Annotated in this window: 7 protein-coding genes; 6 read left to right on the top strand and 1 reads right to left on the bottom strand. The window is 60.2% G+C overall.

All coding sequences use genetic code 11. The features are described from left to right. Nucleotides 1–766 (bottom strand): hypothetical protein (locus IAE77_RS06655; RefSeq protein ID WP_294223643.1); only part of this gene is annotated, 766 nt, incomplete at its 3' end. A gap of 90 nt (nucleotides 767–856) precedes the next feature. On the opposite strand from IAE77_RS06655, the gene IAE77_RS06650 reads away from it, so the two are divergent. The 6 genes from IAE77_RS06650 to IAE77_RS06625 all read left to right on the top strand — a co-directional run bounded on the left by IAE77_RS06650 (nucleotide 857) and on the right by IAE77_RS06625 (nucleotide 10,940). Further along, entirely contained in the window at nucleotides 857–2,251 is a 1,395-nt protein-coding gene (locus tag IAE77_RS06650; protein WP_294223639.1) for an O-antigen ligase family protein, read from the top strand. A 625-nt stretch (nucleotides 2,252–2,876) separates the two neighbouring features. Further along, on the top strand, nucleotides 2,877–6,248 hold the full coding sequence (hsdR, locus tag IAE77_RS06645; protein ID WP_294223637.1) for a type I restriction-modification system endonuclease: 3,372 nt from the start codon (nucleotides 2,877–2,879) through the stop codon (nucleotides 6,246–6,248). A gap of 31 nt (nucleotides 6,249–6,279) precedes the next feature. Beyond that, a complete protein-coding gene (locus tag IAE77_RS06640; protein WP_294223635.1) occupies nucleotides 6,280–7,551 on the top strand; it encodes an ATP-binding protein in 1,272 nt (423 codons plus the stop codon). Between the two features lie 21 nt (nucleotides 7,552–7,572). Next, nucleotides 7,573–8,388 carry a hypothetical protein gene (locus tag IAE77_RS06635; protein ID WP_294223632.1) on the top strand — a complete coding sequence of 272 codons (816 nt, stop codon included), beginning with the start codon at nucleotides 7,573–7,575 and terminating at the stop codon, nucleotides 8,386–8,388. 132 nt (nucleotides 8,389–8,520) lie between these two features. Beyond that, complete coding sequence (locus IAE77_RS06630) at nucleotides 8,521–9,960, top strand: N-6 DNA methylase (protein ID WP_294223629.1); 1,440 nt, start codon at nucleotides 8,521–8,523, stop codon at nucleotides 9,958–9,960. 131 nt (nucleotides 9,961–10,091) lie between these two features. Beyond that, on the top strand, nucleotides 10,092–10,940 hold the full coding sequence (locus IAE77_RS06625; RefSeq protein ID WP_294223626.1) for a KilA-N domain-containing protein: 849 nt from the start codon (nucleotides 10,092–10,094) through the stop codon (nucleotides 10,938–10,940). Nucleotides 10,941–11,073 lie beyond the last annotated feature (133 nt).

The raw sequence follows: 11,073 nt of genomic DNA, 5'->3' as shown, positions 1-11,073 counted from the left end.
GCAGCGTCCATGGTGGCACCGGTGCGCCCGGCACGGCCGCCACGGAGCTGTCGCTGAGCGCCCAGCGGGTGCCATCGAGGCTCTTCTGGTCCACCAGCTTCGTGGTCTTGCCTTCCACGATCGCCACGGGCACGCCGGGCAGTTTTCCATCCGTCAGCGGATCCCAGGCCTCGACACGCGAGGTGTAGTTGTCGGACTCAAAGCCGGACGAGCCGTTGTTGCTGAACACGATCTTGTCCCACGCGGTTTTTTCATCGCCGAAGAAATTGATGAAGCCGTAGGGCTCGCCGCTGTTGATCTTGCGGTTCATCGGATTGCCATCGTATTCCGCCGGCAGCGGGTCCATCAGGCTGGCGGTGGTGAAGCGGCCCACGAGCGTGTCGCCGTTGTAAAACTCGAGCACGTTGCTCGGGTCGCCGGCGGACCACCACATGCCGAAGTAGGACGAGGGTTCCTCCAGCCTCAGCGTGCTGGACAGCAGGCCGGAGCCGGCGCCTTGCAGCGAGTAGCGGCTGCCATCGGGGTATTTGGCGTCGGGAGCGCCGCCGTAGATGTCCGCCTTCGCGATGTAGAGCTTGTCAAACTTGCCGACGTCTTCCCATTCGACGCTCGAGATCTTGCCAGTCTTGAGATTGTTGAAGGTGAAGACCTGGGTGTCTGTCAGCGAGGAGTTGTAGGCATCCGGATCTTCCGCGTAGGTGATGATGACGCCGGCATTCGCGGGGAGTGTGGCGGCGAGCATGAGTGAGAGGAGGGTTTTCTTCATAGGGGCTGCATGATGGCCCGCCTCTCTCCGCCCGGCCAGACCCGCACTTGGGGGTGATGAGCGCGTTTTTTGCCGCTGCATGTTCCAGACGTGAAGGACCTGATCAAATTCCTCCTGGCATTCCTGCTCTACGGCGGCCTCGCGCCGCTGCTCGGCATCGCCCTGTCCACGCGGCGGAAATGGCAGCGGGTGCTCTTCGGCTTCATGATGGCCATGCCCTCGCTCCAGCCGGGGCGCATCACCTTCATGCTCGGCAGCATCGATACCTACCGCGGCCATGCGAAGGGCTTTGAAGTCTCCTTTGTCGAGGTCTTCGCGCTCGCCCTCATCATCGCCGTGCTGAAGGGCCCGCGCGAGCCCTCCATGCCGCGACGGCCCAGGCTGCCACGCGGCACCTTCATCTACCTCACCTTCTGCTTCATCGGCCTGCTCTCCATCTTCAATGCCTGGGAGGCCTCGTATGTGCTCATGGCCTTCACCCGCTTCGTGAAGGCCGCGCTCATCTTCGTCGCCGCCGCCTTGTATCTGCGGGATGACAAAGACATGCGTGCCGCCATCGCTGGGCTCGCCATCAGCATGGTCGTGCAGGCCTACATCTGCCTCAAGATGCGCTATCTGGAGGGCTACTTCCAAATCAAAGGCTGGTTCGAGCATCAGAACCCCATGTCCATGTGGGCCTACATGAGCGCCTGTGTCGTCTTTGCGGCGGCGATGCACAAGGAGGTCAAAGGCAAGCTGCTCCTGCTCTGCCTCGCCGCCTTTGCCGCCGCGGGGCTTTGCGTGCTGCTCTCCGTCTCACGCGCCGCCCTCGCCGCGTATGCCATCGGTGCCGCCGTCGTGCTCTTCATGGCCTGGATACGCGGCCCCGGCATGCGCACCACGATGATGACATTGCTCGGCATGTTCGGTGCCACGCTCGTGCTCCTGTTTGCCATGGACTCCATCAACTCGCGCCTCAAGGAGGTGAAGGAGAGCAAGGAGAAGTATGCCGAGGACCTCCGCCCCGTGCTCAACCGGCAGTGCAAGGCCATGCTGAATGATTACCCGCTGCTCGGCATCGGCTGGAACAACTACGGCATCGCCAACAGCCGCCCGCGCGGCTTCAAATACAGCGACATCCTCGAAGAGTGGGACCGCGAGCGCGGCTTCGCCATCATCGACGAAAACTACTGGACCAATCCGCTCACCGAAAGCCTCTACTGGCTCCTGCTCGCCGAGAACGGCTGGCTCGGCTGGAGCTTCTTCCTGCTGTTTGAAGGCATGACCTTGTGGTGCGGCCTTCAGGCTGTGCGCCACGGCGGCAAATCCCTCCTCGGCTACGCCTCCTTCGGCATCCTCGTCGCCCTGCTCATCTGCTACCCCCACGGCATGGTCGAGCGCATCCTCACGCAGACCAAGAACCTCGCGCATTGGTTGATGCTCGCCGGCATGCTCGCCGGGATGGAGATGAATCGGCGAGCGAGCGGCGTTGCCGCGAGACGTTGAGACTGGGAGACTTGGAGAAGAGGAGACTCGGAGTGGAGGAGACTGGGAGTGGAGGGCGGACACTCCTGTCCGCCGTTCTTGGTTCTTCGTTCTTGGTTCGTTGTTCACGCTTCAGCGTGCCGAATTGACGAATGACGGAGGGCGAAAAACGCCGAGGGCTTTGGAGGCGTTTTGGACAGCCGCCATGGCTGGGGCATTAGCCCCGACATCGCGGGGAGCGATGGAGTCAAATTGCATTCCCGCCGACAATTCGCGAGCGAAGGGAGCGCGGACATTCGCTTCGCGGCTTCGCAGCCTGTCCGCTGTTCTTCGTTCGTAGTTCCCCGCCTGCAACGCTGAGCGTAGCACTGCGGGCAGGGGGCTTCAGCCCGCGCCTTGAGTTTTGTAGTCAGGACGGATTGGCTCCCGACCTTCCGAGCTATCGTCTATCTGTCTATTCGCTATCGTCTATGCTCGAAGAGCCCCGTCTATGCCCGCAGGGCACGCCAATTCCCTTTGGGTTTCAGCACTCCCGAGACTCCGGCACCTCAGGACGGTTCGGTTCCCATCGCTCCTCTTCTCCAAGTCCCCCTGTCTCCCAGTCTTGCCTTCATCACCACTCCCTGCTTGGATAGGGGATTCCCGCATGCCAGCCCTGCGCAGCAATTTCACCCACCTCCAGGAGCACGATGAGCAGCTCCTGCGACTGGGCATGCTGGCGGAGCGTTACTTTGCGGATGATCCAAACACCTGCCTGCTGAAGCTCCGGCAGCTCACCGAAATACTGGCCCAGATGCTGGCCTCCAGCGTGGGGATCGCGCCTAGAGCCGAGGAAGGACAATATCACCTCCTGCATCGCCTGCGGGATCAGGGCATCCTTCCTCACGAGATTTACCAGCTCTTCACGCAGGTGCGGTTGATCGGGAATGATGCCAATCATGCGCTCAAGGGCACGCATCGGGACGCGTTGTCAGCGTTGCGTTACGCGTGGCAAATTGGCGTGTGGTTCCACCGCGCCTTCAAAGATGCCAAGTTCAAATCCGGTCCCTTAGTGCCGCCCCAGCCGCCGAAGGATGAGTCCGAGGAACTGCGCCAGGAACTGGCTTCGCTGTCAAAGGCACTCGCGGATCACCAAGCCGCCCATCAAGAGGCCGCGCAGCAGTTGCAGGCCATGCAGGCGCAGCTTCAGGCGGCAAAGGATGAGCAGACCTTTTGGGAGCAAATGGCCGCCGAGGTTGAGGCGGAGAAAACCGAGCTTCAGAAGCGGCTCGCGGCTCAGCAGGCCGAAGTCGCCGCCAAACCGCCTGCCGTGGTGGCCGCACTCGTCACGGCTTCCAACAAAGCGGCCTCCGAACTGGAGCTCGACGAGGCTCAGACGCGCAAACTCATCGATCAGCAGCTCCGTGACGCAGGCTGGATCGTGGACAGCGAGGAACTCCGCTTCGCGAAAGGCGCACGCCCGGAGAAGGGCAAGAACAAAGCCATCGCCGAATGGCCCACGGCCACAGGACCGGCGGATTATGTTCTCTTTACGGGTCTCGTGCCCATCGCCGCCGTCGAGGCCAAGCGGGGCAATGTCAATGTCTCAGCGTCGCTCCAGCAGGCGAAGCGCTACAGCCGCGGCTTCCAGCCGACGGACGAGGTCTTCATGCATGAGGTGAACTGGGGAAAGGATCACGAGTTCCGCCTGCCCTTCGTCTTCTCCACCAATGGCCGTCCGTATCTGCGCCAGCTTTTGGAAAAAAGCGGCACGTGGTTCTGCGATCTGCGCAACCCGGACAACCATGCGACCGCGCTGCAAGGCTGGTTCACGCCTGAGGACCTCACCGCGTTGATGAAGCGGGACATCGCCGCCGCGCATCAGCAGCTCGCCACTGAGACCTTCGACTTCGGCTTCACGGTGCGGGACTATCAGCAGCAAGCCATACTCAAGACCGAGGCTGCCATCGCGAAGGGGCAGCAGGCCATCCTCATCGCCATGGCCACCGGCACGGGCAAGACGAAGACCTGCATTGCCCTTATTTATCGCCTGCTGAAGACGAAGCGCTTCCGCCGTATCCTCTTCCTCGTGGACCGCAACGCGCTCGGGGTGCAGGCGGCGGACAGCTTCAAAGACACGCGCATGGAGACCATGCAGACCTTTGCCAACACTTTTGGCATCAAGGAAATCGACCAAGCGACCGCCGACTCCGACACCGCCGTCCACATCGCCACCGTCCAGGGCATGGTGCAGCGGGTGCTGTATCCCTCGGAGGCGAATCCGCCGCCCTCCGTGGGTCAATACGACTGCGTCATCATTGATGAATGCCATCGCGGCTACACCCTCGACCGCGAGCTGTCGGACACGGAGCTGAGCTTCCGCAGCTTTGACGATTACTTCTCAAAGTATCGCCGCGTGCTCGACTACTACGCGGCGGTGAAGATCGGCCTCACCGCCACTCCGGCGCTGCACACCACGGAGATTTTCGGCCCGCCGGTCTTTGCCTACACCTACCGCGAGGCCGTGATCGACGGTTACCTCGTGGACTACGAGCCGCCCTACAAGATCGCCACCGAGCTTTCCAGCGAAGGCATCAAGTGGAAGAAGGGCGAGGACGTGCCGGTCTATAGCGGCACCACGGGCAAGGTGGAGCTCTACAAAGCCCCCGATGAGCTGAAGTTCGATGTCGAGGAGTTTAATCGCAAGGTCATCACCGAGCCCTTCAATCAAGTCGTCTGCGAATACCTCGCGAAGGAGATTGATCCCGCCTCCCGGCAGAAGACGCTCATCTTCTGCGTGAGCGACATTCACGCCGACATGGTCGTGCGTCTGCTCAAGGCGGCCTTCAAAGAAGCCTACGGCAGCGTGGATGACGACGCGGTGATGAAAATCACCGGCACGGCGGACAAGCCACTCCAGCTCATCCGCCGCTACAAGAATGAGCAGATGCCGAGCGTCGCCGTCACCGTCGATCTGCTCACCACCGGCGTCGATGTGCCGGAGATCTGCAACATCGTCTTCCTCCGCCGGGTGAACAGCCGCATCCTCTTCGATCAGATGCTCGGCCGTGCCACACGCCTGTGCGACGACATCGGGAAGGAGGCCTTCCGCGTGTTCGATGCCGTTCGGCTGTTTGAGGCCCTCGAAAACATGACGGCGATGAAGCCCGTCGTCGTTGATCCGGCCATCAGCTTCACTCAGTTGATCCAGGAACTGACCCAGGTCGGCACCGAGGAGGCGCGGAACCTCATTCGCGACCAGCTCATCAGCAAACTGCGCCGCAAAAAGCGACACCTGGGTGAAAAAGCCGAGCGCGACTTCGAAATCGCCGCCGGCATGACGCCCGATGCCTTCATCGACCACCTGAAGAAGATGAAGCCGGAGCAAATCGCCGACTGGTTCACGCAACACGCGGAATTGGGCGAAATCCTCGACCGCAAGGGCAACGGCCCCGCGCAGCCCATCCTCATCTCCGACCACGAGGACAAGCTCCGCGAGGTCACACGCGGTTTTGGAGCCAGCACCACCAAGCCGGAGGACTACCTCGCTCAGTTCAAGAAGTTCATCGAGAGCAAGTCGAACGCCATCCCCACCCTCCTCGCCGTCGTCACGCGTCCGCAGTCGCTCACCCGCCAGCAGCTTCGCGAGCTTCAGTATGAACTCGACAAGGCCGGTTTCTCCGAGACCAGCCTCGCCACCGCCCACAAGGAACTCACGAACCAAGAAATCGCCGCCCGCATCATCGGCTACATCCGTCAGGCCGCCTTGGGTGATCCCTTGAAGCCCTACGACCAGCGGGTGGAAGACGCCTTGCAAAACATGCTCGCCTCCCGCCAATGGAGCACCCCGCAGCGTGAGTGGCTGAAGAAACTCGCCGCCCAGACCAAGGCCAACCTCATCGTGGACCGCGCCGCCATCGAGAAAGACATGGTCTTCACCCAGGAAGGCGGCTTCCACCGGGCCAACAAGGTCTTCGACGGCCAGCTCCAGCAGGTTCTCGATACCTTCAATAACACCGTGTGGAAACCCGCAGCTTGATTTATCAGGGCAACCATTCCTATTTTTCGCCATGCACCTGCACTCTTTCAAAATCTCCAACATTCGAACCATAAGTCGCTTAGAGTGGAGCGTTTCGGATGACTCTTCCGGCCCTGGTTGGCATGTCATTATCGGCGACAATGGTTCTGGAAAGTCCACCGTTCTGAGAAGTATAGCTCTGGCCTTGATTGGTGCCCAAAATGCCGAAGCCCTCCGCCAGGACTGGTCGCAATGGCTTGCAGGCGGAAAATCCAAAGGTGTCGTCACCGTTTATCTCGAGGATCAGGCAGATGATTCTTGGGCGGGAAAAGGTAGAAAACTGGAGGATTTTCACCCTGAGGTCGGCGTGCAACTCCAACGCGTGAACGGCAAGGTGGAAATCAAACCCGAAGCGGGGAACGAAACGTTGCCTGAGCGCCATGCATGGAGTGAGAAACCAGGCTGGTTCGGTGCTGCCTTTGGCCCTTTTCGCCGTTTCACGGGTGGTGACAAAGATTCAGAACGTTTGTTTTTCTCCCATCCACGCCTGGCACGGCACCTCTCCGTTTTTGGTGAAGAAGTCGCCCTCACCGAGGGCCTCGCCTGGCTGGCCCAGTTACGTTTTGAGCAGTTGGACGCGAAAGCCCGTAGCGGCAAGCTGCTGGCTCTGATCAAGAATTTCATCAATCAGGATGGCTTTCTGCCCAATGGTGTTCGTTTCCAGGAAGTGGATTCCAAGGGTGTCCGCTTCGTGGATGGGAATGGCACCCCCGTTTCCGTGAATGTGCTCGGAGATGGTTTCAGATCTGTGCTCAGTTTTACCTTTGAGCTGCTCAGGCAAATGTCGGTCGCATGGCCCGGCTCGACACTTTTCTCAGAGACCAAAAAGGGGCTTATCACCGTCAAGCATTCGGGAGTCGTGATGATCGATGAGATTGATGCACACCTTCACCCCACCTGGCAGAGGCGCATCGGCTTTTGGCTCACCAAACATTTCCCCAAGGTTCAGTTCATCGTCACCACTCACAGCCCGCTGGTCTGCCACGCAGCCGAGACGGGGTCCATCTTCCGACTCCCGACTCCAGGCTCCCGCGAGACGGCGCGCATGCTCAAGGGCATCGAAAAGGACCGGTTGATCTTTGGCAGTGTGCTGGACGCTTATGGCACTGAGTTGTTTGGCTGTGATGTCAGCCGTTCCGACTCGGCTAAGGAAAAGCAACAGCGTCTTGCCATGCTAAATCAGAAAGCTCTTCTTTCCAAACTCTCCACCAAAGAGTCCCAGGAGCGCTTGTCCTTACAGACTTTGTTCCCTGCATCGATGTGAGACCCTTAGTCCGCCTCTCTCATGATCCAGCTCCCAGCTCTCGCCCTTGAGAAACGCGCAGCCCGCAAGTTGAAGGACTGGCAGGCCGAGGTGAATGCGCTGGCTTCCTATGCCGCCCGCGTCCAGGCCGGCAAGCAGCGCTTCAAGTCCCGGAACACCAAGCGCAATGCCACCTTCAATCATGTGAAGGACGTCCTATCCCAGATGTGTCAGGGAGCCAGACGCTGCAGCTATTGTGAGGACTCCGTGGCGGACGAGGTCGAGCACATCATGCCCAAAGACCTTTACCCAGAAGGGGTATTCGAGTGGGATAATTATCTCTATGCATGCGGACCATGCAACGGCCCGAAGAACAGTGAATTTGCCGTCCTGGCTGGTGCACCTCGGAAGCTGGTGACAGTGACACGTCCAGACGGAGCCCCTGTCACGTCACCACAGGCAGGCAGTCCTGCCCTCATTAACCCGCGCACTGAAGACCCGCTGCATTTCCTCTTTCTCGACTTGCTGAATACCTTTGCCTTCGATGTCAGGAACGCGCCGGCAGTCACGGACGATGACAGACTGCGTGCTGATTACACCCTCCGTGTGCTTCATCTCAATGACCGGGATTATCTCGTGAAAGCCCGCCGCACCGCCTTCGGCACCTATCGCGCCCGGCTCGGCGAGTATGTGACCCAGAAGCAGAATGGCGCTGCTCAGGCAATCCTCGATCGCCATCGAGACGAACTCCTCGAAGTAGGTCACCAGACTGTCTGGCGTGAGATGCAGAGGCAGCAAGCGATGTATCCCGTGCTCAAAGCGCTCTTCGATGCAGCTCCTGAGGCGCTTGCATGGTGAGTTGTCCTTCTCGCCTCATGGATTACCGAGACATGGAGCGCCTTTGTCTTGATTCTTGACCGTCTTTGACGGCTCTCCCCCATCTCCCAGTCTCAAAGTCTCAAAGTCTCCTCTTCTCCCCATCTCCGCTCAATGACCCACGACATCGTCGCCAAGCTCTGGAACCTCTGCAACGTCCTCAAGGACGACGGCGTGACCTACCACCAATACGTCACCGAGCTGACCTACCTCCTCTTCCTCAAGATGGCGCAGGAGACCGGCACGGAGGAGCAGATCCCCAAAGGCCACCGCTGGGCCGATCTCGCGGGCAAGAGCGCCCCGGATCGGCTGGAGTTCTACAAGCTCACCCTCATCCACCTCGGCTCCCACGGCTCGCGGCTCACGAAGGAGATTTTTGCGAACGCCTCCTCCTTCATCAAAAAGCCCGCCACCCTCTCCACCCTCGTCACCGAGATCGACAAGCTCGACTGGTATTCCGCCAAGCAGGAAGGCCTCGGCGACATGTATGAGGGACTGCTGGAAAAAAACGCCAACGAGAAGAAATCCGGTGCCGGGCAATACTTCACCCCGCGCCCGCTCATCGACAGCATGGTCGCTGTGATGCGGCCCACGCTCGATGATGTCATCCAGGACCCCGCCGCAGGCACCGGCGGCTTCCTCATCGCCGCGAATCACTACCTGCGGCACCACCACAACTTCGACAGCCTCACCGAGGCCCAGCAGCGGAAGTATCAAACGAATACCTTCTTCGGCATGGAGCACGTGCAGGACACCCATCGCCTCGCGCTCATGAATCTCATGCTCCACGGCATCGACGGCGGCATCCGTTATGGCGATACCCTCTCCCCCGAGGGTCAGGCGCTGCCGAAGGCCACGCTGAACCTCTCCAACCCGCCCTTCGGCACCAAAAAAGGCGGCGGTCTGCCCACCCGTGACGATTTTACTTACCCCACCAGCAACAAGCAGTTCTGCTTCGTCCAGCACATCTACCGCGGCCTCGCCCCCGGCGGACGCGCCGCCGTCGTCCTGCCGGACAATGTCCTCTTCGAGTCCGGCGTCGGCAAAGACATCCGAAAGGACCTAATGGAGAAGTGCAACCTGCACACCATCCTCCGCCTCCCCACCGGCATCTTCTACGCCCAGGGCGTGAAGACGAACGTCCTCTTCTTCACCCGTGGCACCACCGACAAGGGAAACACGAAGGAAGTCTGGGTCTATGACCTCCGGGCGAACATGCCGCAGTTCGGCAAACGCACCCCCCTCACCCGCGATCACTTCACGCCCTTCGAGACGGCCTTTGGCAAGGACCCGCTCGGCAGCCCCGCCGCCTTGAAGAAACGGCAGGACGAGGGCGAAACCGGCCGCTTCCGCCGCTTCACCCGCGACTGGATCGCCCAGCGCGATGACAGCCTCGACATCGCCTGGCTCAAGGACGACAGCGCCGAATCCAGCGCCGACCTCCCCGAGCCCTCCGTCCTCGCCACCGAAGCCCTCGGCGAACTCGAACACCTCATGAACGACCTGCGCGGCATTCTTGCGGAGCTGGGAGATGAGGAACTCGCCACGGCATGAAAACGCATCACACCATCCATAAACAAAAGCGGGGCAACCCCCGAAGGAATTGCCCCATCGCCACAAGGACGAGAAGTTCTGCCAGCATTCCATGTTTCGTTCATTCGGCAATCTGTAACCCGACGTAGTCCATGAAAAAGCTCGCCAAAACCACCCTCGAAGTCAAAGGAACGGCCATCACCGTGCTTTCCGACTCGCATGGGGACTTCATATCCCTCACCGACATGATCAAGGCGAAGGATGGTGACTTCTTCATCTCCGACTGGCTGCGCAACCGCAACACCGTCGAGTTCCTGGGTATCTGGGAATCCGTGCACAACCCCAGTTTTAATTATGGCGAATTCGCCATAATTAAGAGCCAGGTCGGGCTGAACAGCTACAAGATCAGCGTCAAGGAGTGGGTCGAAAAGACCGGTGCCATCGGATTGCGCGCCACGGCCGGGCGCTATGGCGGCACTTATGCCCACCGGGACATCGCCTTCGAGTTCGGGATGTGGATCAGCCCTGAGTTCAAGATTTACCTCATCAAGGAATTCCAGCGGCTCAAGGAAGACGAAAGCCGCCGCCTCTCACTCGCTTGGAACCTCAACCGCACCCTCTCCAAGCTCAATTACCGCATCCACACCGACGCGGTGAAGACCCACCTCATCCCGCCGGAGGTCACGCCCGCCCAGGCCGCCCTCACCTACGCCACGGAGGCCGATCTGCTCAATGTCGCCCTCTTCGGTCAGACCGCCCGCCAGTGGCGGGATGCCAATCCCAGCCTCGACGGCAACATGCGCGACCACGCCAGCATCGAGCAGCTCCTCGTGCTCGCCAATCTGGAAGGACTCAACGCTGAGTTCATCCACATGCAGCTCCCTCAGGGCGAACGCCTCACCAAGCTCAACGCCATCGCCATTCGCCAGATGAAAACTCTGGCCGCCAACGCCAACCGCCTCCTTGAGGCCGCAGGAGGCAGAACCAATGATGAAGGATGAATTATGAATGATGAATTGCCGGAAGGGTGGATCGACTTGGGATTCGATGAGCTGAACTCCTTTAAGGGCACCTCTGGATAGGGGGTGGTTTCTGAGCGTGGTTTGAGAGGGCGAAAAAAGGCGGTTCTTGCTG

This window comes from Prosthecobacter sp. (genome assembly GCF_014879935.1).
Lineage (GTDB): Bacteria > Verrucomicrobiota > Verrucomicrobiia > Verrucomicrobiales > Verrucomicrobiaceae > Prosthecobacter.
The sequence above is the reverse complement of the archived record's forward strand: the minus strand, read 5'-3'. Positions and strand labels throughout refer to the sequence as shown.

What these genes read in the sequence shown, in the direction of transcription:
- IAE77_RS06625 (WP_294223626.1), top strand. Translation starts at nt 10,092, where the DNA reads ATGAAAAAGCTCGCCAAAACCACCCTCGAAGTCAAAGGAACGGCCATC.
- IAE77_RS06630 (WP_294223629.1), top strand. Translation starts at nt 8,521, where the DNA reads ATGACCCACGACATCGTCGCCAAGCTCTGGAACCTCTGCAACGTCCTC.
- IAE77_RS06635 (WP_294223632.1), top strand. Translation starts at nt 7,573, where the DNA reads ATGATCCAGCTCCCAGCTCTCGCCCTTGAGAAACGCGCAGCCCGCAAG.
- hsdR (WP_294223637.1), top strand. Translation starts at nt 2,877, where the DNA reads ATGCCAGCCCTGCGCAGCAATTTCACCCACCTCCAGGAGCACGATGAG.
- IAE77_RS06640 (WP_294223635.1), top strand. Translation starts at nt 6,280, where the DNA reads ATGCACCTGCACTCTTTCAAAATCTCCAACATTCGAACCATAAGTCGC.